This is a genomic window from Bacillus sp. HMF5848 (assembly GCF_003944835.1).
Taxonomy (GTDB): Bacteria; Bacillota; Bacilli; order Bacillales; family HMF5848; genus HMF5848.
Map to the genome: position 1 here is coordinate 1,968,448 of NZ_RWIV01000001.1, position 23,683 is coordinate 1,992,130.

At 36.6% G+C, this 23,683-nt stretch carries 19 protein-coding genes; all 19 read left to right on the top strand.

Annotation, left to right across the window (positions count from 1 at the left end; all coding sequences use genetic code 11):
- Positions 1-17 precede the first annotated feature (17 nt).
- On the top strand, positions 18-956 hold the full coding sequence (gene ribF, locus EJF36_RS09400; RefSeq protein WP_125906076.1) for a bifunctional riboflavin kinase/FAD synthetase: 939 nt from the start codon (positions 18-20) through the stop codon (positions 954-956).
- Between the two features lie 198 nt (positions 957-1,154).
- Positions 1,155-1,424, top strand: a complete 270-nt coding sequence (gene rpsO, locus EJF36_RS09405; protein WP_125906077.1) for a 30S ribosomal protein S15 — start codon at positions 1,155-1,157, stop codon at positions 1,422-1,424.
- Positions 1,425-1,632: 208 nt separating this feature from the next.
- Complete coding sequence (gene pnp / locus EJF36_RS09410; RefSeq protein ID WP_125906078.1) at positions 1,633-3,756, top strand: polyribonucleotide nucleotidyltransferase; 2,124 nt, start codon at positions 1,633-1,635, stop codon at positions 3,754-3,756.
- Between the two features lie 471 nt (positions 3,757-4,227).
- Positions 4,228-5,187: a polysaccharide deacetylase family protein gene (locus tag EJF36_RS09415; protein ID WP_125906079.1), complete on the top strand. Its 960-nt coding sequence runs from the start codon at positions 4,228-4,230 to the stop codon at positions 5,185-5,187.
- A 44-nt stretch (positions 5,188-5,231) separates the two neighbouring features.
- Complete coding sequence (locus EJF36_RS09420; protein WP_125906080.1) at positions 5,232-6,470, top strand: M16 family metallopeptidase; 1,239 nt, start codon at positions 5,232-5,234, stop codon at positions 6,468-6,470.
- A 68-nt stretch (positions 6,471-6,538) separates the two neighbouring features.
- Positions 6,539-6,787 (top strand): YlmC/YmxH family sporulation protein, encoded by a 249-nt coding sequence (locus tag EJF36_RS09425; protein WP_125906081.1) that lies wholly within the window; start codon positions 6,539-6,541, stop codon positions 6,785-6,787.
- Between the two features lie 216 nt (positions 6,788-7,003).
- Positions 7,004-7,900: a dipicolinic acid synthetase subunit A gene (gene dpaA / locus EJF36_RS09430; RefSeq protein ID WP_125906082.1), complete on the top strand. Its 897-nt coding sequence runs from the start codon at positions 7,004-7,006 to the stop codon at positions 7,898-7,900.
- Between the two features lie 5 nt (positions 7,901-7,905).
- A complete protein-coding gene (dpaB, locus tag EJF36_RS09435) occupies positions 7,906-8,499 on the top strand; it encodes a dipicolinate synthase subunit B (RefSeq protein ID WP_125906083.1) in 594 nt (197 codons plus the stop codon).
- Positions 8,500-8,647: 148 nt separating this feature from the next.
- Positions 8,648-9,691: an aspartate-semialdehyde dehydrogenase gene (gene asd, locus EJF36_RS09440; RefSeq protein ID WP_125906084.1), complete on the top strand. Its 1,044-nt coding sequence runs from the start codon at positions 8,648-8,650 to the stop codon at positions 9,689-9,691.
- Positions 9,692-9,725: 34 nt separating this feature from the next.
- A complete protein-coding gene (gene dapG / locus EJF36_RS09445; protein WP_125906085.1) occupies positions 9,726-10,973 on the top strand; it encodes an aspartate kinase in 1,248 nt (415 codons plus the stop codon).
- A gap of 4 nt (positions 10,974-10,977) precedes the next feature.
- Positions 10,978-11,850 (top strand): 4-hydroxy-tetrahydrodipicolinate synthase, encoded by an 873-nt coding sequence (dapA, locus tag EJF36_RS09450; protein ID WP_125908324.1) that lies wholly within the window; start codon positions 10,978-10,980, stop codon positions 11,848-11,850.
- A 1,169-nt stretch (positions 11,851-13,019) separates the two neighbouring features.
- On the top strand, positions 13,020-14,690 hold the full coding sequence (locus EJF36_RS09455; protein WP_125906086.1) for a ribonuclease J: 1,671 nt from the start codon (positions 13,020-13,022) through the stop codon (positions 14,688-14,690).
- A gap of 320 nt (positions 14,691-15,010) precedes the next feature.
- Positions 15,011-15,754, top strand: coding sequence for a ClpP family protease (locus EJF36_RS09460; protein WP_125906087.1), 744 nt, complete (start codon positions 15,011-15,013; stop codon positions 15,752-15,754).
- A complete protein-coding gene (locus EJF36_RS09465; protein WP_125906088.1) occupies positions 15,751-15,972 on the top strand; it encodes a YlzJ-like family protein in 222 nt (73 codons plus the stop codon). Before EJF36_RS09460 ends, EJF36_RS09465 begins: the two co-directional genes overlap by 4 nt.
- Before the next feature lie 121 nt (positions 15,973-16,093).
- A complete protein-coding gene (locus tag EJF36_RS09470) occupies positions 16,094-18,451 on the top strand; it encodes a DNA translocase FtsK (protein ID WP_125906089.1) in 2,358 nt (785 codons plus the stop codon).
- 247 nt (positions 18,452-18,698) lie between these two features.
- Positions 18,699-19,835, top strand: coding sequence for a BMP family lipoprotein (locus EJF36_RS09475; protein WP_125906090.1), 1,137 nt, complete (start codon positions 18,699-18,701; stop codon positions 19,833-19,835).
- Between the two features lie 212 nt (positions 19,836-20,047).
- Positions 20,048-21,583 (top strand): ABC transporter ATP-binding protein, encoded by a 1,536-nt coding sequence (locus EJF36_RS09480; RefSeq protein ID WP_125906091.1) that lies wholly within the window; start codon positions 20,048-20,050, stop codon positions 21,581-21,583.
- Complete coding sequence (locus EJF36_RS09485; protein ID WP_125906092.1) at positions 21,580-22,638, top strand: ABC transporter permease; 1,059 nt, start codon at positions 21,580-21,582, stop codon at positions 22,636-22,638. Before EJF36_RS09480 ends, EJF36_RS09485 begins: the two co-directional genes overlap by 4 nt.
- Positions 22,639-23,598 (top strand): ABC transporter permease, encoded by a 960-nt coding sequence (locus EJF36_RS09490; protein WP_125906093.1) that lies wholly within the window; start codon positions 22,639-22,641, stop codon positions 23,596-23,598.
- The last annotated feature ends 85 nt before the right edge of the window (positions 23,599-23,683 follow it).

The following is a 23,683-nucleotide window of genomic DNA, read 5'->3' on the forward strand; positions in this document are numbered from 1 at the left end:
GGAAATTAGGTGATTGTATGAAAATAATTAATATTACTCATCCACATTCTTATAAAATTGAAGATTTCCCTGAACTTGTGATGGCACTTGGTTATTTTGATGGTGTACATCTTGGGCATCAAAAGGTTATTAATGAAGCAGTTGCATATGCTCGTGAAAATCATTTGCAGAGTGCTGTTATGACGTTTGATCCCCATCCGTTAGTTGTTTTAAAAAAACAAATTGCTCCGCAAGCTCATATTACCCCATTAGAAGAGAAACTATCACTATTTAAAACTCTAGGGGTAGATATTGCTTTTGTTATTCACTTTACAGAACAATTTGCCGACCTAGAGCCACAGCAATTTGTAGACTTATATATAATTAATTTAAATGTTAAGCATGTTGTGGCTGGATTTGATTTTACATATGGACGCCTTGGTAAGGGAACGATGGAAACATTATATTTTCATGCTAGAAACTCTTTTTCTTACGCAGTTATTCCTAAATTGGCACTCGCGGATGACAAGATAAGCTCTACATATATACGCGCAGTAATTGCTCGTGGTGCTATGAATGAATTACCTCCATTGTTAGGTCGCCATTATACTATTAAAGGAAATGTTATTGATGGCGACAAGCGGGGACGTACCATAGGGTTTCCAACTGCTAATATTGCATATGGTGAATACTTACTACCTCCAAACGGAGTATATGCAGTTCGCTGCTATGTACTTGATTCATGGTATATTGGCGTTTGTAATGTTGGTGTGAAACCTACTTTTCAATCTGATACACCGGTACCATCAGTAGAGGTACATATATTTAATTTTGAAATGGATATTTATGGGGAAGAAGTTATTGTAGAGTGGCATGATCGAATTAGGGCAGAGCAAAAATTTTCTTCTATTGACGAGCTTAAGCAACAAATTAATGCGGATTGTATTAAAGCACAAGAGCTTTTAAACATGTGTTAACTCTGTATTAGGAGTGGCTTAAACTAGAATATATTATTACAATTGATATGATTTTTATTCTTTTTTAATAAATAACCTTGATTTTTATTTATAAAAGCTGTATATTTGTACTTGTATGATTTTAACCTATGCTTGGCTATGCGATTCACCAACGCTTTGCTCGGCATAAGGGGATAAAATAATAGGAGGTGAAATAGGATGGCTTTAAGTCAAGCGCGCAAAAATGAACTAATTGCTGAGTTCCGTACACATGATACAGATACTGGATCTCCAGAGGTTCAAATTGCTGTCCTAACAGAGCAAATTAACACGCTTAACGAACATTTACGTTTCCACAAGAAAGATCATCACTCAAGAAGAGGTCTTCTTAAAATGGTAGGTAAGCGTCGTAACTTATTGAACTACTTGCGTAACAAGGATGTATCTCGTTACCGTGAGTTAATTAATAAGCTAGGCTTACGTCGATAAGTTCATACTAACAAAAGCGGGAATTATTCCCGCTTTTTTCATATGTATATATATTTCCATCAAATGGATATGTATCATAATTTTACTTATTGTAAAAGTTACGCTGGTGTAGGTAACCACGTGCTTTTCTATGATATGTTTGTATTAATTAGTTCATACTAATAACAACATACTACTATATAAGGCAATATAAGAGAGGGGCTCATATATGGACCAAGATAAACATACATATACCATGGATTGGGCTGGTCGTAAGCTAACTGTTGAAGTTGGACAACTAGCAAAACAGGCAAACGGCGCAGTTCTCATTCGATATGGTGAAACAGTTGTATTAAGTACTGCTACGGCTTCAAAAGAACCGAAAGCAGTTGATTTCTTCCCGTTAACATGTAACTACGAAGAGCGATTGTATGCAGTAGGGAAAATTCCTGGTGGATTTATTAAGCGTGAAGGTCGACCTAGTGAAAAAGCAATTCTTGCAAGTCGATTAATTGACCGCCCAATTCGTCCGTTATTTGCAGATGGTTTCCGTAATGATGTTCAGGTTATAAGCATTGTTATGAGTGTAGACCAAAACTGCTCTTCAGAAATGGCAGCTATGTTTGGCTCGTCACTTGCATTATCTGTATCAGATATACCTTTTGAAGGACCAATAGCTGGAGTTATTGTCGGTCGCATTAATAATGAATTTGTCATAAATCCTTCTGTTGAGCAATTAGAACAAAGTGACATACACCTTGTTGTAGCAGGTACAAAGGATGCTATTAACATGGTTGAGGCCGGTGCTGATGAAGTGCCTGAAGATGTAATGCTTCAAGCCATCATGTTTGGCCACAACGAAATAAAGCGTTTAATTGAATTCCAAGAAACGATTGTCCGTGAAATTGGAAAAGAAAAAATGGAAGTTAAACTTTACGAGTTAGATGCAACTCTTGAACAAGAAGTTCGCGCCTTAGCTGAGGAACAAATTAAAGCAGCTATTCAAGTACATGAGAAACATGCTCGTGAAAAAGCAATCAGTACTGTTAAAGCTACCGTAGAAAGTCAATATATTGAAAAAGAAGCGGATGAGCAAACTTTAAAACAAGTTAAGGAAATTTTAAGCAAAATTGTTAAAGAAGAAGTTCGTCGTCTTATTACGATTGAAAAGATTCGTCCTGACGGAAGGAAAGCTGATGAAATTCGTCCTTTATCTTCAGAAACTGCCATTTTACCTCGTACACACGGTTCTGGCCTGTTTACACGTGGACAAACTCAAGTGTTAAGCTCGTGTACGCTGGGGGCTTTAGGTGATGTGCAAATTTTAGATGGTCTTGGTATTGAAGAATCTAAGCGATTCATGCACCATTATAATTTCCCTTCATTTAGTGTTGGTGAAACAGGACCATTACGTGGACCAGGTCGCCGTGAAATCGGTCATGGGGCATTAGGAGAAAGAGCACTTGAACCTGTTATTCCGTCTGAGACAGACTTCCCATATACTGTTCGTTTAGTATCAGAGGTCCTTGAATCTAATGGATCTACTTCACAAGCTAGTATTTGTGCTAGTACATTAGCAATGATGGACGCAGGGGTACCAATTAAAGCACCTGTTGCAGGAATAGCAATGGGACTTGTTAAATCTGGGGAGCACTACACAGTGTTAACAGATATTCAAGGTATGGAAGATCATTTAGGAGATATGGATTTCAAAGTTGCTGGGACCTCTAAGGGTGTTACGGCTCTTCAAATGGATATTAAGATTGCAGGTTTAAGTCGCGATATTCTTGAAGAAGCTTTACTACAAGCTCAAAAAGGCCGCATTGAAATTCTAGAGCATATGATGACTACAATTGATAAGCCTCGTGCTTCTCTATCACAATATGCGCCTAAGATTCTTACTATGAAAATTAACCCAGACAAGATCCGTGATGTTATTGGACCAAGCGGAAAACAGATAAATAAAATCATCGAAGAAACTGGTGTTAAGATTGATATCGAGCAAGATGGGACAGTCTTTATTGCAAGTATTAACGATGAAATGAATAAAAAGGCAAAGCAAATCATTGAAGATATTGTTCGAGAAGTTGAAGTTGGTCAAATGTATATGGGTAAAGTCAAGCGTATTGAAAAGTTTGGTGCTTTTCTAGAGATATTTGCTGGCAAAGATGGACTTGTTCATATTTCAGAGTTGGCTGAAGAACGTGTTAACAAAGTAGAAGATGTCATCAAGATTGGTGATGAATTACTTGTAAAAGTAATTAAAATTGATGATCAAGGTCGTGTGAACCTGTCTCGTAAAGTTGTGATTAAAGAGCAACGTGAGGCACAGGAGCGCCAAGAACAATCATAACAGTAGAATCAATATCATATTAATGTGATTTGAAATTTGGAAGCCTGGAGAGATCCTGGCTTTTTTACTTGAAGTATAAGAAAGCTTGAAAATAGATCGCTATCTATTTTCAGCATCTTACGACTGATTAATAGAGTGTACCGTCCTTCTGAGGGTGAATCAGCTTTAAACGCTAATGCCCGCTTTTTCTTTCTTTTATATTACGCCCTTGGAAAAACTGAACTGTGTATTTCTAGCGGGGATTAGGAGCCACAGCTTAATTTATAAGCTCATTTATCTAGGTAAACTTGTTGGGTAGCTCGACAGGCGCTCGTGTTTGATGTTAGCAAGCTTATCAACCTTATGTTTTGAATTGTTATGATAGTCGACAATTAGATGGTCGCGGATTGCTATGAATACGAGTTTACAATTTCTTTTTTGTTCTACCTTGTCCCCCTTTTACATAAGTCTAAAAGAAAGGGGGAATAATAAATGAAAAGAGTATGGTTGCAAATCATAGCATTTGTCAGTATTGTACTAGTAACGTTTACAATAGTTGAAAATCCATATACAACAGACTACGTGTATTCTCTTAAGCAAGAGAGTATTGCTGTTAATAAGCAAAAAGATTCCCTATTTATGGAGATAACTGCGAATGCTAGTAAATATGAAAAAAAAGCAGAAGATGCCAAAATAGATTCAGTTTGGAAAGCCATGCCGGGAATTAATGGTCTAAAAGTCGACATTGAGCAATCTTATGAGAATATGCAAAAGGATGGTAAATTTAGTCCTGACAAACTTGTATATGAACAAGTGTCTCCTAATATTCATCTTGATGATTTAGAGCCTGCCCCAATATATCGTGGACATCCAGAGAAACTGGCAGTAGCTTTTATGATTAATGTAGCTTGGGGAAATGAATACATACCTTCTATGGTTGATACTTTAAAGAAAAACAATGTAAAAGCAACTTTCTTTTTAGAAGGACAATGGGTGAAGAATAATCCTGACCTTGCTAAAATGATTGTCGATGCAGGTTTTGAAGTAGGCAATCATGCATATACGCATCCGGATATGAAAACATTAACAAATGCTAGAATCCGTGATGAAATAGAAAAAACGAATGCTGTAATCGAGGTGACTACCGGAAAGGTGCCTTCTTTATTTGCTCCACCGAGTGGCAGCTATCGGGATGATGTTGTAAGTATTGCTCACGAACAAAACTTAAAAACGATATTATGGACTGTAGATACGATTGATTGGCAAAAACCCACACCTGATGTTTTAATCAATAGGGTCATGTCAAAGTTACAACCTGGTGCTTTAGTTCTTATGCATCCAACTGAATCCACGGCTAAGTCACTAGAACCGCTCATAAGGTTGATTCAGTCGAAAAAACTATTGATTACAGATGTATCTACCACTCTAAGTGAAAAACGAATTATTAAATAAGCATTTAATTTTTCTTAGTAAATAATAATAAGGGGGTCCCAACCTTGATTGAAAAATATACATGTAAAAATGGTGTAAGAATAGTATTAGAAAAAATCCCAACAGTACGGTCTGTAGCTATAGGAGTTTGGATTGGGACGGGGTCAAGAAATGAAACTCTTGAAAATAACGGGGTATCTCATTTTTTAGAACATATGTTTTTCAAAGGTACGAAAAATCGATCCGCACGGGAAATAGCAGAGTCATTCGATAGCATTGGTGGGCAAGTAAATGCGTTTACGTCAAAAGAATATACGTGTTATTACGCTAAGGTATTGGATGAACATGCTGCAACAGCATTAAATATTCTTCAAGATATGTTTTTTAATTCTTTATTTGACAATGAGGAACTCAATAAAGAGAAAAATGTTGTTCTTGAAGAAATTAAAATGTACGAGGATACACCTGATGATATAGTTCACGATTTACTGAGTAAAGCTACATATAAAGACCATCCATTGGGGTATCCAATTTTAGGCACAGAAGAAACACTGAAAAGCTTCGGCCCAGATAGCTTACGCCAATATATGAATGAGACATACACACCTGAAAATGTTGTTGTTTCGATTGCGGGCAACGTTGATAGTTCATTTATTAAAGAGGTAGAGAGCTACTTCGGAAGTTATGAAACAACGAAAGAAGCTAAAGGCTATTCTGTACCTGTTTTTTATACTGACAAGCTAGCGCGTAAAAAGGAAACAGAACAAGTACATTTATGTATTGGATATAAGGGACTGCCTGTTGGGCATGATGATATGTATAACTTAATTGTTTTAAATAACATACTTGGCGGTAGTATGAGCAGTCGTTTGTTTCAAGAAGTTCGTGAACAACGCGGTCTTGCTTATTCCATTTTTTCATATCACTCTTCGTATGCTGATAATGGTATGCTTACAGTATATGGAGGAACAGCAAATCAACAGTTAGACTTATTGTTTGATACCATTCAAAATACATTACATACACTTATTGAAAATGGTATTGATGATAAAGAGTTATACAATAGTAAGGAACAAATGAAAGGTAATTTAGTATTAAGTCTAGAAAGCACAAATAGTAGAATGAGCCGAAATGGTAAAAATGAACTTTTATTAAAAAGACATCGTAGCATAGATGAAATTATAGAAAGCATCAATGCTGTAAATGTAAATAAGGTTAATAAGTTAGCAAAGGATATATTTTCGTCTGAGTATTCTGTAGCGTTAATAAGTCCTACTGGTGAATTACCTAAAACTTTAAAATAAAAAAACTTTTTAAATTACTCATTTTTACTGTTCCTTCCTGTTATACATAGTAATAGGGGGGGCGAAACATGAGGTTAAGTGAATTAAGTGGGAAAGAAATTGTTGATGTGAAAAGGGCTGAGCGTTTAGGTATATTAGGGCAAACGGATTTAGAGATTAATGAACAAACCGGTCAAATAAATGCACTTATTATTCCGACACAGAAATGGTTCGGATTGAGAAAGCAGGGAAGCGAAGTTCGCGTAGCTTGGCAACATATTAAGAAAATAGGTGCAGATATGGTTATTATAGATATACCTGGTGAAGAAGAAGACTGACAGAGCAATCTGTCGGTTTTTTTTTACTTTCAATTAAATTAACTATAACAATATTATGTTAATAAGAAATTTACAGTGAATAGTCATTTTTGATTCACCTATTTATGGGTGATTACATAATATGTTGTGGGAATAAGGAATTGGGCATTTGTCATACAACAAGTCAGTTGTCACGTATTGCATATTATTAAAATATGTATAAAAGAAGGTGAATATATGCTTACCGATATGCATGTTGCTGTCATAGGTGGGGATGCACGACAGCTAGAAGTGATAAGAAAGTTAACGGAACTCGATGCAAAGCTGACTTTGATTGGTTTTGATCAGTTAGACCACGGGTTCACAGGTGCTTCAAAAGCACAAATAACTGAGGTCGATTTTTCAAATATAGATGCGATTATCTTACCAGTACCCGGCACTTCTCTTGAAGGGAAGATTGAAACGATATTCTCAAATGAAACAGTTGTCTTAACCGAAGAAATACTTGCTAATACCCCTGAACATTGTACGATATATTCGGGCATAAGCAATGCGTATCTAGACAAAATTATCAATTCAACTGATAGAAAGCTAGTAAAGTTATTTGAACGTGATGATGTTGCTATTTATAACTCTATTCCAACAGTTGAAGGCACTATTATGATGGTGATTCAACACACAGATATAACAATCCACGGTTCGCGAGTTGCGGTCCTTGGTTTAGGACGTGTAGGAATGAGTGTTGCGAGAAGTTTTCATGCACTCGGTGCTAAAGTAAAAGTAGGTGCTCGAAAAACAGAGCATGTTGCTCGTATATCAGAAATGGGGCTTGAGCCTTTCTATTTATCTGATCTCGAAAAAGAAGTACAGGATATAGATGTTTGTATCAATACGGTGCCAGATTTAATTGTAACAGCAAGAGTTATCTCAAAAATGCCTGCCCACACGTTAATTATAGATCTGGCCTCCAAGCCAGGAGGAACAGATTTCCGCTATGCAGAAAAACGAGGTGTAAAAGCATTATTGGCACCAGGCTTACCTGGTATTGTAGCACCTAAAACAGCTGGTCAGATTGTCGCAAACGTATTGGCTAATTTACTTTCGGAAGATTTAATAGATCGAAAGGAGATATGATATACATGATTTTAAAGGGGAAACGTATTGGTTTTGGTTTGACGGGATCACATTGTACGTATGATGCGGTACTACCTGAAATTCAAAAGCTAGTAGATGCTGGTGCAGATGTCTGGCCAGTTGCGACTTTCAATGTAAAAAGTACAACAACACGCTTTGCGGAAGGTGAAGAGCTTGTAAAGAAAATTGAAGACATTACGGGTAATTCTATTATAGATTCTATTGTAAAAGCAGAACCCCTTGGGCCTAAGACACCGTTAGATTGTATGGTTGTGGCTCCTCTTACTGGAAACTCTATGAGTAAATTTGCAAATGCAATGACAGATTCTCCTGTTTTAATGGCTGCAAAGGCTACACTAAGAAATCAAAATCCTGTTGTTCTAGGTATCTCAACTAATGATGCCCTTGGATTAAATGGTGTGAACTTAATGAGATTAATGGCAACAAAAAATATATACTTTATTCCATTTGGTCAAGATGATCCTATTAAAAAACCGAACTCAATGGTAGCGAAAATGGAGCTATTATCTGATACGGTAGAAGCAGCTTTAGAAGGAAAACAATTTCAGCCTGTTGTTATCGAAAAGTTTCGTGATTAACATTTGCTTTTTATAAATAAAGAGGAGATTTTTTAAGAAAATCTTCTCTTATTTCTATGTGATATGTGTTAAAATTACTGCTATATATGAAATTATCGTTATAATATTAGAGGCTAACCTTTGATTAGCATGGAAGGGGTTATTATAAATGAGCAATAAACAATATCACGTTGCTGTTGTAGGTGCAACAGGTGCAGTAGGTACACAAATGATGCAAATGTTAATTGATAGAGACTTTCCTATTTCTAAACTGACTCTTTTATCGAGTCCTCGTTCTGCTGGGAAAGTTGTAAAGTTTAAAGACGAAGAAATTACAATTCAAGTAGCAACTCCTGATAGCTTCGAAGGTGTCGAAATTGCACTATTTAGTGCAGGTGGAAGTGTCTCTAAAGAATTAGCACCAGAAGCAGCAAAGCGGGGTGCCATCGTTATCGATAATACGAGTGCATTTAGAATGGACCCTAATGTGCCACTAGTTGTTCCAGAAGTGAATGAGAATGATTTGCATCGACATAATGGTATCATCGCGAATCCTAACTGTTCAACAATTCAAATGGTTGTTGCCTTAGAACCCATTCGCAAAGCATATGGTCTAAATAAAATTATTGTATCAACATATCAAGCCGTATCAGGGGCGGGTGCTTCTGCTGTAGCAGAGTTGGAAGAACAATCTGCTGCTATACTACGTGGAGATGCAGTGAAAGCTGAAATATTACCAGTGAAAAGTGACGAAAAGCACTATCAAATTGCATTTAATGCTATTCCTCAAATAGATAAATTCCAAGACAATGGATTTACGTATGAGGAGATGAAGATGATTAATGAGACAAAGAAGATCATGCACCTTCCTGATGTTCAAGTAGCTGCAACTTGTGTACGTATACCGATTATGACAGGGCACTCTGAATCAGTATATATTGAAACAGATAGCACAAATGTAACAGCTCATGATGTAAAAATATTATTGCAAGATGCACCTGGAGTTGTCCTTCAGGATGATCCAAGCAAGCAATTGTACCCATTGCCTGCCGATTGTGTAGGTAAACCAGACGTATTTGTCGGTCGTATTCGAAAAGATTTAGACCGTGATAATGGCTTTCATTTATGGATTGTATCTGATAATCTTTTAAAAGGTGCTGCTTGGAACTCAGTGCAAATAGCAGAAAGTCTAATAAAATTAGGGCTAGTTTAATTTTGATGTATTAAATAATATTTGAGGTGTTTTCATGAAAATCATCGTGCAAAAGTTCGGTGGTACATCAGTTCGTGATGAAAAAGGTCGAGAACGAGCTCGTTATCATATCGAAAATGCTATAAGAGAAGGATATAAAGTAGTTGTAGTCGTGTCAGCAATGGGGAGAAAAGGCGAGCCATATGCAACTGATACGCTGTTAAGTTTAATTAACTATCCAAATTCTTATGTGTCAAAAAGAGAACAAGACATGCTCGTTTCTGTAGGTGAAACAATATCATCCGTTGTTTTCTCAAATATGCTTAATAGCCATTCTATAAAGAGTGTTGCACTATCTGGTGCTTTAGCAGGTTTTCTTACGAACGATGATTTTTCAAATGCTAAAATTATCGACATGAATTGTGAGAGAGTAGTAAACGAATTAAAATCAGTTGATGTAGTTGTAGTTACAGGCTTCCAAGGGGCTACACAATCAGGTGAGATTACGACAATAGGGCGTGGAGGCAGTGATACATCTGCTGCAGCACTAGGTGTAGCATTAAACGCTAATTGGATAGACATTTTTACTGACGTGGATGGTGTTATGACAGCTGATCCTCGTCTTGTTGATAATGCTCGTCCGTTAACAACTGTGACTTATAATGAGATTAGCAATATGGCATACCAAGGTGCTAAAGTCATTCATCCTAGAGCTGTAGAGATCGCTATGCATGCTAAAATTCCTATTAGAATTAGATCTACTTATACCGATCAATTAGGGACACTTGTAACTTCGTATGACAAGGCTAAAAAGGAAATAGATATCCACGACCGCTTAGTAACAGGGATTGCGCATGTATCAGGTGTCACACAAATAAAAGTAATTGCTAAAAAAGGTGATTATGACTTACAAGCTGATGTATTTAAAGCAATGGCTAATGAAGGAATTAGTGTTGATTTTATTAATATATCACCACATGATATTATATATACCGTCTCTGATGATGTGGCAGATAAAGCAGTATCTGTACTCCAAAGAATAGGTCACGAACCGATGATTACAAAGCACTGCTGCAAAGTATCCACAGTCGGAGCTGGAATAGCAGGTGTTCCTGGTGTAACCGCAAAAATTGTGACAGCATTATCAGAGGAAGGCATTCAAATTCTACAATCAGCTGATAGTCATACTACAATTTGGGTACTTGTTAAGGAAACAGATCTTGTTAAAGCTGTAAATGCTTTGCATAATGCCTTTGATTTAGGGATGGAATCCAAGCAAGTACCATCAGTAAATGAGGAGTGAAATGATGGTTAACTTTGGACGCATAGTTACCGCAATGGTAACACCGCTAGATATTAAGGGGAATGTTGATTTTCAAAAGACAACAACATTGGTAAATTATTTAATCAACAATGGCACGGATTCACTTGTAGTGGCAGGAACTACTGGAGAGTCGCCTACCCTATCAACTGAAGAAAAAGTAGCATTATTTAAACATGTAGTAAAAGTGGTAGATCATCGTGTTCCCGTTATTGCTGGAACAGGGAGCAATAACACGTATGCCTCGATTGAATTAACAAACAAAGCAGCCGAAGCAGGTGTGGACGCAACAATGCTTGTCGCACCATATTACAACAAGCCAAGTCAAGAGGGTATGTATCAACATTTTAAAGCAATTGCGAATAGTACAACGTTACCTGTTATGCTATACAATGTTCCAGGTCGAACAGCCTCTTCACTTGCGCCTGAAACAATTATTCGTTTGGCAGAAATTGAAAATGTTGTATGTGTAAAAGAAGCAAGTGGTAATTTAAATGCTATGACAGAGATTATAGCTAACACAAGTGATGATTTTGAACTATACAGTGGTGATGATGGACTGACTTTGCCTGTTCTTTCTATTGGGGGAAAAGGGATTGTTTCAGTGGCATCACATATTATTGGAAACGATATGCAAGAAATGATTGCGTCTTTTACTAATGGTGATATTCTATCAGCGGCGAAGGCACATCAGCGTTTATTACCAGTAATGGAGGCATTATTTGCGGCCCCAAGCCCAGCTCCTGTTAAAACGGCATTACAATTAAAAGGATTCGATGTCGGTTCAGTACGTTTACCAATTTTACCATTAACAGAAAAAGAACGAATAACGTTACAAACTGTTTTGAATACGCTATAAAAATCAGCCACTGGCTGATTTTTTTTATAACAATTATTTTAAAGCTACTAGGTCCAACATGAAATACTTACAAAATCCCTCCAATTTATTGATTTATAAACCCCATGGATTAGAGATTCTTGGATCTCTGAGTGAGACATGAGTTTTGACACCTAAATTGTTATTACTCAGATCACACCCTTCCGAATTTCCGAGCGAGGAAAGCTCAACTCCTTTATGTGTGAGTGTATCAGTATGAGATACGGTAAAGGTTTAGTATCGTTGGTTAATGCATAAGGTCCCAATAGACTAGAATGTATTAAGCTCTTTTTTTTATAGACCTAAAAAATTCTGAGATGTGATGATTTTCAAGAATTTATGGAAAACAGGGGGGACATTTTTAAAACGGCTACTTTATACTTTGCTTAATAATAAATTATCAAAAAAGTCTCGGTCTTGTACGTAAATTCTTCCATCATGTATAATAGTTATAGTGACGTAGAGCGGGTTACTTATTACCATAATGAAAAGCGAGTGAAAGGGTCGTATTCGTTTTTCTAAACGTTAAAGAAAATATAAGGTTTTTAACCTAGATGAGTGTCTAGCTCCAGCACATAGCTAGTTTTTCATCTATGAATAACCTTCCTTGAATATCTTGTGAAAAGCATGATATAAAATATGATGCTTTTCACAGCTCGAGATCTTAAGCCGTTCCCCCACGGGAGGGAAGGCCCTTCCTGAGGAGGTACGTCTTAAGCTAGTTGGGGCTGAGCAAGGTGCTCGCGCAGATGAGGTCTAAGCTTCGCGCGCACAACGGCTAGTGGTGCTTCACGTTTATGGGGTTTTTATTCGAAATGTATGATAATTTTTCGTCAAATCGGAATGTAATACTCCTTGATATGGTGGGGTTATTTAGCTTTTACTTGTAAAAATGGTAACTGAACATTTCATTGGTACAAAAAATATTCATGCAAAAACATGGAATTAAATTTAGGCTCGAATACAGTAACATACGTCTTTCTAGAGCTTTCCAATTATACATAGAAACATAATACAATAACGTCCTTAACTTTGTGTATACACTTAAGTGTGATTACTTGTGATGTTTGGCAACAATGACCCATGACATTGAAATTAATCGTTAAAGAATACTTACTAAATAATATATATTGGCTATAGGAGGAAATTGTTTGAACACAATACAGACAGATAAAATCAGATTGATTGCTCTAGGCGGGGTAGGGGAGATAGGGAAAAATATGTATGTTGTCGAGGTGAGCGATGACATATTTGTTGTAGATGCCGGTCTTATGTTTCCTGAAGATGAAATGTATGGTGTTGACAATGTTTTACCCGATATTACATATTTAATAGAAAATAAAGAACGTGTTAAGGCGGTATTTCTAACTCATGGACATGAGGACCATATTGGTGCATTATGGTATATTTTAAAAAATATCTCAACAAAAGTGTATGGAACAAAATTAACTCTTGCACTCGTTCGAGAAAAGTTAAAAGAGCATGGTAAAGCTTACACCGCAGATGTTTATGAAGTAAAAGAAAAAACTAAGCTAACATTTTCAAATGTTGATGTTACGTTCTTTCGTACAAATCACAGTATCCCAGATTCAGTAGGGATCTGCTTTCATACATCACAAGGAATCATTGTTCATACGGGTGATTTTAAATTCGATCAAACCCCAACAGGTGTGTATAATGCTGATATCGGCAAAATGGCCCAAATAGGTAATAAGAAGGTTCTTTGCTTATTGTCTGACAGTACTAATGCAGAAAAACCAGGTTTAACACCATCCGAAGAAGTAGTTCGCCAAGAAATTTCAAATGTTATTTATAACGCAGAGGGACGTGTTATAGTAGCAACCTTTGCCTCTAATGTAAATCGCATTCAACAAGTATTTGATGCTGCTAAAGACAATAATCGGAAAGTTGTGGTTGTTGGAAGTAGTCTAAAAACAGTGACGGAAACAGCCTTAAAGCTAGGCTATTTAAAGATACATGAAGAAATACTAATTTCTGCTACTAATTTAAATAAATATAATGATGAACAGCTTGTGTTTCTAGCTACTGGTAATCATGGTGAACCAATAGCTGCTCTTGAGAAAATGGCTAGACAAGCTCATAGTCAAGTTAATATAAAGCCAGGAGACACTGTAATGCTAGCCGCAACACCTATGCCAGGTAACGAATTAACAGTTTCAAAAACTATTGATTTACTATATAGAGCAGGTGCGGATGTGATTTATAGACGACGACCAATTCATGTGTCTGGACATGGCTCACAAGAAGAGTTGAAATTGATGCTAAATCTTATGAAGCCAAAATACTTTATCCCTGTTCATGGGGAGTATAAAATGCAGTTTGCTCATGCTAAGCTGGCAAAGGCTGTAGGCGTAAAATCTGATAATATTTTTATTGTCGAAAAAGGCGATATTATTGAATTTGAAAATGGAGAAGGTAAAAAGCTATCGAAAAAAGTACCCGTTGGTAATGTAATGATAGATGGTTTAGGGATTGGTGATGTGGGCAATATTGTGCTAAGAGACCGCCGGCTTTTATCGCAAGACGGCATATTAATTGTTGTCGTTACTCTGAATAAAGAAACGAAACAAGTAAGGTCAGGTCCTGAAATTATTACAAGAGGATTTGTGTATGTTCGGGAGTCTGAAGATTTAATCGATGAAGCATCTGCTATAGTAAAAAAGACATTAGAAAATGCTACAAAGGATTTTGTTGTTGAGTGGTCGTCTCTTAAACTGAACATACGCGATGAATTAAATCAATATTTATATGAAAAAACAAAAAGACGTCCCATGATTCTACCGATAATAATGGAAGCTTAATTATTAAACCTCACTTTGCAAGTGAGGTTTTTTGAATAGGAAGAAAAATATTTTTAACCTAGCTAACTTTAACCTTCAGTGAAACTTTTTAGATATCTGTATTAGATAACCTAAGATCGTCGTAGTTTTAATTAATCAACATACTCAGCTGAATTTTTTTTACGAGTATCAACAGCTGTACATACTAATGTGAAATGTAGTCACCAAAAAAACCCGTCTGCTTATTTTTGAAAATTGTAACTGGTCTCTAAACAGAATGAAAATAAAAATATGTTCCATACTAAATATAGTATCTATTGCTATTTGAAGGGAGTAATACCATGTTTTCTAATGATAAACAACCACAACCAAACCAGGAACCAAATAAGAGTCAATCAGAATCTATCATTGATAAAATATCACAGCTTGGTCAAACGAATGTACCTCAGATGTCACAAGAAACCAATATACATAGCTTAACAATAGTGGGGCAAATAGAAGGTCATATTCAATTACCACCACAAAACAAAACAACAAAGTATGAGCATCTTATTCCACAAATAGTTGCTATTGAACAAAATCCAAAGATTGAAGGGCTATTGATTATTTTAAATACTGTTGGAGGAGATGTAGAAGCTGGACTTGCAATAGCTGAAATGCTAGCATCATTGTCTAAACCTACAGTATCGATCGTGCTAGGTGGAGGTCATTCAATAGGTGTGCCTATTGCAGTGTCGTGTGATTATTCTTTTATAGCGGAAACAGCCACTATGACAATTCATCCTGTTCGTTTAACAGGTCTTGTTATTGGTGTACCGCAAACATTTGAATATTTAGATAAAATGCAGGATCGAGTCACTAAATTTGTTACAAGCCATTCAACAGTAACTGAAGAAAAATTTAAGGAGTTAATGTTTTCACAAGGAAATTTGACTAGAGATATAGGTACTAATGTTGTAGGGCATGACGCTGTTAGTTATGGGCTAATTAATGAGGTTGGAGGAGTCGGCAGTGCCATAAAAAAATTGAATGAGTTAATAGAGCATTATAAAGCACAGAAGCCTGAGGGAGGCTACATTCAATGATACATTATTCTATTTTACCAATTGAACAGGTTTTTCCTACAGATGACGCTGCGTATGCTAAGCAGCAAACTATAACAGTTAATGGCGTAAATATGATAGTCAGCTCAACGGAAACTTTTGGTGAGTATGAAATTGTTAGAATAATAAGTAGCAATCCGCAAGACTATTTAAATGTTAACTATGCACCAGGAACTAAATTATCCACTCTTCCAAGGTAATTTCAAAATGTATGAGGATACTCATTATGCTATAATGTAGTTGATATCATTGCTAGCTAAGCAGCCGATAACATGGCTGCTTTCTTCTATTAGTGAGTTTGAAATGTAGGAGGGGGAAACTTTGGCAGCTAAGAAGAAAAGAAAAAAAACACGCCAATGGAAGCATACATTGCAATACGAAATAAGCGGCTTGCTTTTAATGTCTATTACAATCATTGGGATATTAAAGCTAGGAATAGTAGGAAATTCAATTGTACATGTACTACGTTTTTTTAGCGGAGAATGGTACATGCTTTTCCTAATAGGCTTCATTTGTTTAGCAATTTATTTTATTTGGAAAAGGTCATGGCCGCGACTTCTAAGTAGACAAATGATTGGTATTTACATAATTGTGATATCCATTCTACTGCTCAGTCATGTAACAGTGTTCTCGTTGCTCACCTATAGCGGGACAATAGAAAAACCAAGTGTTATTGCAAATACATGGGACATTTTTTGGATGGAAATTAACGGAGAAGCAAGTACGATAGACCTTGGTGGGGGAATGCTAGGGGCGATCTTCTTCGCTATTTTTTATTTATTGTTTGATGAAAAAGGGACAAAATTAATTGCGTCCTTGTTAATTGTGATTGGTTTTGTTTTAATAACAGGGAAATCATTACAAGAGACAGTAAGTAAAATCTCACGACCAATATTTATGTTTATCAAGCATCAATGGCTATCTTTTGTTAGCGATTTGCAAACATGGATAGTTAATATGAAAGAAAAACGCTCTGCTAAGAAGCAAGAGAAACAGGTAGCTAATCAAGCGGAGAGTAGTGCTAACAGTTCTGATATTAAAATTGTGGACGAGAATACTATTGAGATGAATGATGTAAATGTTGCTGAAGCACAACCGATTATTTCTAATTTCACAGAAAACATCAATCAAGTAACAAGTAACGATGTTAATAAGGTATCCGTACAAAAAGATAAACAACAAAAACATGAAGAGGAAACTCAAGAACCTGCAGCGTTAATTTCATTTGTAGAACAGGAAAATGAAAAGTATGAACTACCAAACATTAATATTTTAAAGCTTCCTAAAGAAAATACACAATCTCAAGAACATGATGCTATTTATGCTAATGCTAGAAAGCTAGAGCGTACCTTCCAAAGCTTTGGGGTAAAAGCTAAAGTGACAAAAGTTCATGTAGGACCGGCTGTTACAAAATATGAAGTTTACCCAGATGTAGGTGTTAAAGTAAGCAAGATAGTTAGTCTTAGTGATGACCTTGCATTAGCTCTTGCGGCAAAAGATATTCGTATTGAGGCACCTATTCCAGGTAAATCAGCTGTAGGTATAGAAGTGCCAAACTCAGAAATAGCTGTTGTTTCACTGCGAGAAGTATTGCAAGCAAAAGAGAACAATCGTCCTGACGCTAAGCTATTACTTGGTTTTGGTCGTGATATTACAGGAGAAGCTGTACTAGCAGAGTTAAATAAAATGCCTCATCTACTCGTAGCAGGTGCTACGGGCAGTGGGAAAAGTGTGTGTATTAATGGCATTATTGTAAGTATTTTAATGCGTGCCAAACCGCATGAAGTGAAAATGATGATGATTGACCCAAAGATGGTTGAATTAAATGTGTATAATGGAATCCCTCATTTATTAGCGCCAGTTGTTACAGACCCGAAAAAGGCATCTCAAGCATTAAAACGAGTTGTCTCGGAAATGGAACGTCGTTATGAACTATTTTCTCATACAGGAACACGTAATATTGAAAGTTATAATGAGTATTTAAAGCGTATAAACGAAGAAGAAGAGGATAAACAACCTACATTACCGTATATTGTGGTTATTGTGGATGAGTTAGCAGACTTAATGATGGTCGCATCGTCCGATGTAGAGGATTCTATTACGAGATTAGCTCAAATGGCTCGTGCAGCTGGTATTCATTTAATTATTGCAACGCAAAGACCTTCGGTTGATGTTATAACGGGGGTAATTAAAGCAAATATTCCTTCACGAATAGCGTTTAGTGTATCATCTCAAACAGATTCAAGAACTATTTTAGATATGGGTGGGGCAGAAAAACTGTTAGGTAGAGGAGATATGCTGTTTTTACCTGTTGGTGCTTCCAAGCCAGTCCGAGTGCAAGGTGCCTTTCTGTCGGATGATGAAGTTGAAGATATTGTCGATTTTGTTATTTCGCAGCAAAAAGCACAATACCAAGAAGAAATGATTATTGATGAGTCGAATGATATCGCTCAGGAAACGGAAGTAGATGATGTATTATTTGATGATGCTGTTCAGCTTGTGGTGGATATGCAAACGGCATCCGTTTCCATGCTACAAAGGCGTTTTCGTATAGGGTATACGCGGGCAGCAAGACTTATCGATACTATGGAGGCTAAAGGGATAGTTGGTCCTTATGAGGGAAGTAAACCGCGTGTAGTTTTAATACAAAAAAATGTATCTCAAGAAGAAGCAAATTAACATATTTTGAAAAAGTCATTTTATTTTCGACAAAATCTTATAAACACTATTTATTTATTAATAAAAAAGTGATATAGTATTGACGATTAGTGATGCGCAGAAATAGTAAAAGTGTATATGATAACATTTATACATAAATAAAGTATTATTTTTATCAAAAACACAAATAACTAAACTGTGCTGGCTACTTACATAGATGCCATTATCACTATTCAAAATGAAAAAATATATAGGGGGTTTCAAGGAAATGAAGAAACGTAAATTTGGCTTTATGCTATCACTAGCGTTAGCGACTGGAACACTTCTTGCTGCTTGTGGTGGTGGCGGTGCAGATGAGCAAACAACTGACGAAAATGCACAAAATAACACTGACAACAACACACAAGTAGAAGAAACTGTTGACTTCAAAGTCGGAATGGTTACAGATGTTGGTGGTATTGATGACAAATCATTCAACCAATCAGCATGGGAAGGTTTAACTAAATTTGGTCAAGAGAATGGGTTAACTGAAGGTGAAGGATATAGATACCTTCAATCAACTTCTGATGTTGATTACGAGCCAAACTTAACAAAATTCGCTGACGCAGGTTATGGTTTGACTTACGGTGTTGGTTTCTTACTTGAGAATCCTGTACAAAATATTGCTGCTCAATTCCCAGAGTCTAACTTTGCGTTAATTGATAGCTTATTAACAGATGAAAATTGGAATGTAGTGTGGATGGACAATGTAGCAAACATTACATTTAAAGAGCACCAAGGATCGTTCTTAGTTGGTGTTGTAGCAGCTAAGCACACAAAAACTAACAAAGTTGGTTTCATTGGTGGGGTTGAATCAGGCTTAATTAAAAAGTTTGAGGTAGGCTTTATCGCTGGTCTAAAATCAGTAAATCCTGACATTGAAGTTATCAGTCAATATGCTGGTGACTTTAACAACGCACAAAAAGGTACAGATATAGCTAACACTATGTACCAACAAGGCGCAGACATCATTTATCATGCTGCTGGTGGTACAGGTAATGGTGTGTTCACAGAAGCTAAGAGCCGTAAGAAAAATGGTGAGGATGTTTGGGTTATCGGTGTTGACCGTGACCAACACGAAGAAGGTCTTCCTGAAAACGTAACACTTACTTCTATGATTAAGCGTGTAGACGTAGCAGTTTACGAAGTATCAAAGGAGACTATGGAAGGTAACTTCCCTGGTGGTCAAGAAGTTGTATTTGGTTTAGAAGAAGAAGGTGTTGGTATTGCTCCAACAACTGAAAACGTAAGTGAAGAAGCATTAGCATTAGTTAAAGACTATGAGCAAAAAATCTTAAGTGGTGAAATTGAAGTACCATTAGATGATGCTCAATTAGAAACATATCTTTCTGGTCTAGGCCAATAAGAGATTAATTTTCAAAGGCAATGATGGCATTTGCTTATTTCTTAGGGCAAATGCCATTTTTTCCTCATAATGTATATCAATGGATGTTTTTAAGTCGAAAAAGCTTGTTGAACATAACTTGTTCATAAGGCTTTTTCCGCTTGAAAGCGGTTAATTATGTTTTTAACTTACATAGCTTAACATTTTTCTAGTTAAGATAGGAGTGAAGGGTAATGACAGCGGATTATGTAATTGAGATGCTGAACATCAGGAAAGAATTCCCTGGAATTGTTGCTAATGACAACATAACGTTGCAGTTGCAAAAAGGTGAGATTCATGCTTTGTTGGGTGAAAACGGAGCAGGGAAATCAACGTTAATGAATGTGCTGTTTGGTTTGTATCAACCGGAAAAAGGTGAAATTAAGGTAAAAGGAAAACCTGTAAAGATTTCAGATCCAAACATTGCAAACAGCTTAGGAATTGGAATGGTTCATCAGCACTTTATGCTAGTGCAAAATTTTACTGTAACGGAAAATATAATTCTTGGCTCAGAACCAACAAAATCAGGTCAAATTAATATTCAAGATGCTGCTAAGCAAATAGAAGAAATTTCAAAGCAATACGGACTTGCTGTAGATCCATATGCAAAAATTGAAGATATATCTGTAGGTATGCAACAGCGTGTAGAGATTTTAAAAACCCTTTATCGTGGAGCTGACATTTTAATATTTGACGAACCGACTGCGGTGTTAACACCACAGGAAATAAAAGAACTTATTCAAATTATGAAGCGTTTAATAGCAGAAGATAAGTCTATTATTTTGATTACACATAAACTAAAAGAGATTATGGAAGTTTGTGACCGTTGTACGGTCATTCGCAAAGGTAAAGGAATTGGTACTGTGAACGTTCCTGATACAAACGAGGATGAGTTAGCATCTCTTATGGTTGGGCGTGAAGTACACTTCTCTGTTGATAAAACTGAAGCGAACCCAACTAAAAATGTACTTTCTATTAAGGATTTAGTTGTTGATGATTCAAGAGGACTTTCAGCAGTAAATGGGCTTACATTAGATGTTCGAGCTGGTGAAATTGTAGGTATCGCTGGTGTTGATGGAAATGGACAATCGGAACTTATTGAAGCAATTACTGGACTGCGAAAAGTAAAATCAGGTACTGTAGCTTTGAACGAAAAAGATTTAACAAATCAAGCTCCTCGGAAAATTACATCATCCGGTGTTGGTCACATACCACAGGATAGACATAAACATGGTTTAGTTTTGGATTTTTCAATCGGTGAGAATATGGCACTCCAAACGTATTATGAAAAGCCATACACTAAAAGCGGTATTTTAAATTACAAAGCTATATACGAAAAAGCAAAATCTTTAATCTCCGAATTTGATGTAAGAACACCTAGTGAGTTTACATTAGCTCGAGCTTTATCAGGCGGTAATCAGCAGAAAGCAATTATTGCTCGTGAAGTCGATCGCAGTCCTGATTTATTAATTGCTGCACAGCCAACTCGTGGTTTAGATGTTGGTGCTATTGAGTTTATTCATAAGCGCTTAGTAGAACAGCGCGATCAAGGGAAAGCTGTATTACTTGTTTCTTTTGAGTTAGATGAGATTATGAACTTAAGCGATCGTATAGCTGTTATTTATGAAGGAGAAATTGTTGGTGTTGTTGATCCTAAGACTACAACTGAACAAGAGCTTGGTCTTATGATGGCTGGTAGCAACAAGGAAAGTGCAGGTGTATCTTCATGAGAGCAATATTAAGAAATGAAAAGGTTGTAAATATATTAATTCCAGTTTTAGCAGCAATCCTTGGATTGCTAGCAGGGGCAATAATAATGTTGTTAGGTGGTTATGATCCTATTAAAGGCTTTTCTGCTCTAATTGAAGGTATGATAGGTAGACCGAGAGCTATCGGTGAAACTATTAGATCTATGGCTCCTCTTATTTTAGCGGGTCTCGCTGTTGCCTTTGCATTTAAAACAGGCCTGTTTAATATTGGTGTAGAAGGTCAATTACTTGTTGGCTGGTTAGCCTCAGTATGGGTAGGGTATGCTTTCGATTTACCTAAACTTATACACGTTCCATTAGCTGTTCTTGCTGCTGCATTAGCTGGTGGAATTTGGGGAGTTATTCCTGGATATTTAAAAGCTAGGTTTAAGGTACACGAAGTTATTGTGACGATTATGATGAACTACGTAGCACTTTATACAACAGCTTATTTAATTAGGACGTATTTATTTGCAGGAAACGAAAAGTCATATAAGATTCAGGAGAGTGCTTCTTTAGCTTCACCTTTCTTACGTTCACTTACTGAAAACTCTCGTCTTCACTGGGGGATTGTAATTGCAATAGCTATGGCATTCATTATGTGGTTAATTATCGAGAAAACCTCTCTAGGTTATGAATTGCGTTCTGTTGGATTCAACCAATACGCTTCACAATACGCAGGTATGAATGTTTCAAGAAGTATCGTCTTATCGATGGCTATATCGGGAGTATTTGCTGGGATAGCTGGAGCTATGGAGGGCTTAGGAACGTTCCAAAATATGGGTGTTTTGTCGGCTTTTACCGGGACAGGCTTTGACGGAATCGCTGTAGCCCTATTAGGATCAAATTCGCCACTCGGTATTATATTTGCAGCAGCTCTATTTGGAGGACTTAAAACGGCAGGGCCTCAAATGAACTTCGATGCAAATGTACCTTCCGAGCTTATTGAAATTATTATTGCACTAATTATCTTCTTTGTCGCATCTAGTTATTTAATTAGATGGGTGTTAAACCGCTTAAGCAAGGAGGGCAAATAAATGAGTTTTTTAGAAATTTTATACTTAATTATACCGGCAGCCTTATACTCAGCAGCCCCTCTAGTGTTTACAGCTTTAGGTGGTGTTTTTAGTGAAAGATCAGGTGTTGTTAACATTGCATTAGAAGGTCTTATGTTATTTGGTGCTTTTGTTGGAATTACAACAACATTATTGTTAGAAGGTAGTATGGGATCTGTTGCTCCATGGTTTGCTTTGGTACTTGCAGGAATTGTTTGTGGTATTTTTGCGCTATTGCATGCTTTTGCTTCTATCACATTAAAAGCTGACCAAGTTGTAAGTGGGGTAGCTATTAACTTTTTAGCTGCAGGATTATCTCTGTTTCTAACAAAGAAAATCTTTGACAAAGGTCAAACAGACTTTATTGACTTCCGTATTGACAAAATTAACGTACCATTATTATCTGATATTCCTGTTATAGGTGATATGTTCTTTTCACGTATCCCAGTAACATCTTATATTGCTCTTTTCTTAGCATTTGTTGTTTGGTTTGTTATTTTCAAAACTCCATTTGGATTGCGTTTGCGTGCTGTGGGAGAGCATCCGATGGCAGCCGATACAATGGGAATTAAAGTGCTTCGTATGCGTTATATAGGTGTTATGCTATCAGGTGTTTTTGCTGGTATTGGCGGAGCAGTATATGCTATTAGTATTTCGGGTAACTTCGCGCCAGGTACCATTTCAGGTCAAGGATTCTTAGCTTTAGCCGCCATGATCTTTGGTAAGTGGCATCCAATTGGTGCTATGGGTGCAGCATTATTCTTTGGACTCGCTCAATCTTTAAGTATTACAGGGTCACAAATTCCATTTTTACAGGATATTCCTACTGTATACTTATATATAGCACCATATGTATTAACTATACTTGCGTTGACAGGATTTGTTGGCCGTGCAGAAGCACCAAAAGCGCTCGGTACTCCATACGAAAAAGGTAAACGTTAAGCAATAAGCATTATTCCGGGCTTAGTACATTGTGTACTAAGCCTTTTTATTTTTGTTTTTATAAACTGTAATATTATTATGTAAA

What these genes read in the sequence shown, in the direction of transcription:
- rpsO (WP_125906077.1), top strand. Translation starts at nt 1,155, where the DNA reads ATGGCTTTAAGTCAAGCGCGCAAAAATGAACTAATTGCTGAGTTCCGT.
- EJF36_RS09480 (WP_125906091.1), top strand. Translation starts at nt 20,048, where the DNA reads ATGACAGCGGATTATGTAATTGAGATGCTGAACATCAGGAAAGAATTC.
- EJF36_RS09475 (WP_125906090.1), top strand. Translation starts at nt 18,699, where the DNA reads ATGAAGAAACGTAAATTTGGCTTTATGCTATCACTAGCGTTAGCGACT.
- EJF36_RS09460 (WP_125906087.1), top strand. Translation starts at nt 15,011, where the DNA reads ATGTTTTCTAATGATAAACAACCACAACCAAACCAGGAACCAAATAAG.
- EJF36_RS09415 (WP_125906079.1), top strand. Translation starts at nt 4,228, where the DNA reads ATGAAAAGAGTATGGTTGCAAATCATAGCATTTGTCAGTATTGTACTA.
- dpaA (WP_125906082.1), top strand. Translation starts at nt 7,004, where the DNA reads ATGCTTACCGATATGCATGTTGCTGTCATAGGTGGGGATGCACGACAG.
- EJF36_RS09465 (WP_125906088.1), top strand. Translation starts at nt 15,751, where the DNA reads ATGATACATTATTCTATTTTACCAATTGAACAGGTTTTTCCTACAGAT.
- EJF36_RS09490 (WP_125906093.1), top strand. Translation starts at nt 22,639, where the DNA reads ATGAGTTTTTTAGAAATTTTATACTTAATTATACCGGCAGCCTTATAC.
- dapG (WP_125906085.1), top strand. Translation starts at nt 9,726, where the DNA reads ATGAAAATCATCGTGCAAAAGTTCGGTGGTACATCAGTTCGTGATGAA.
- asd (WP_125906084.1), top strand. Translation starts at nt 8,648, where the DNA reads ATGAGCAATAAACAATATCACGTTGCTGTTGTAGGTGCAACAGGTGCA.
- dpaB (WP_125906083.1), top strand. Translation starts at nt 7,906, where the DNA reads ATGATTTTAAAGGGGAAACGTATTGGTTTTGGTTTGACGGGATCACAT.
- ribF (WP_125906076.1), top strand. Translation starts at nt 18, where the DNA reads ATGAAAATAATTAATATTACTCATCCACATTCTTATAAAATTGAAGAT.
- pnp (WP_125906078.1), top strand. Translation starts at nt 1,633, where the DNA reads ATGGACCAAGATAAACATACATATACCATGGATTGGGCTGGTCGTAAG.
- EJF36_RS09425 (WP_125906081.1), top strand. Translation starts at nt 6,539, where the DNA reads ATGAGGTTAAGTGAATTAAGTGGGAAAGAAATTGTTGATGTGAAAAGG.
- dapA (WP_125908324.1), top strand. Translation starts at nt 10,978, where the DNA reads ATGGTTAACTTTGGACGCATAGTTACCGCAATGGTAACACCGCTAGAT.
- EJF36_RS09485 (WP_125906092.1), top strand. Translation starts at nt 21,580, where the DNA reads ATGAGAGCAATATTAAGAAATGAAAAGGTTGTAAATATATTAATTCCA.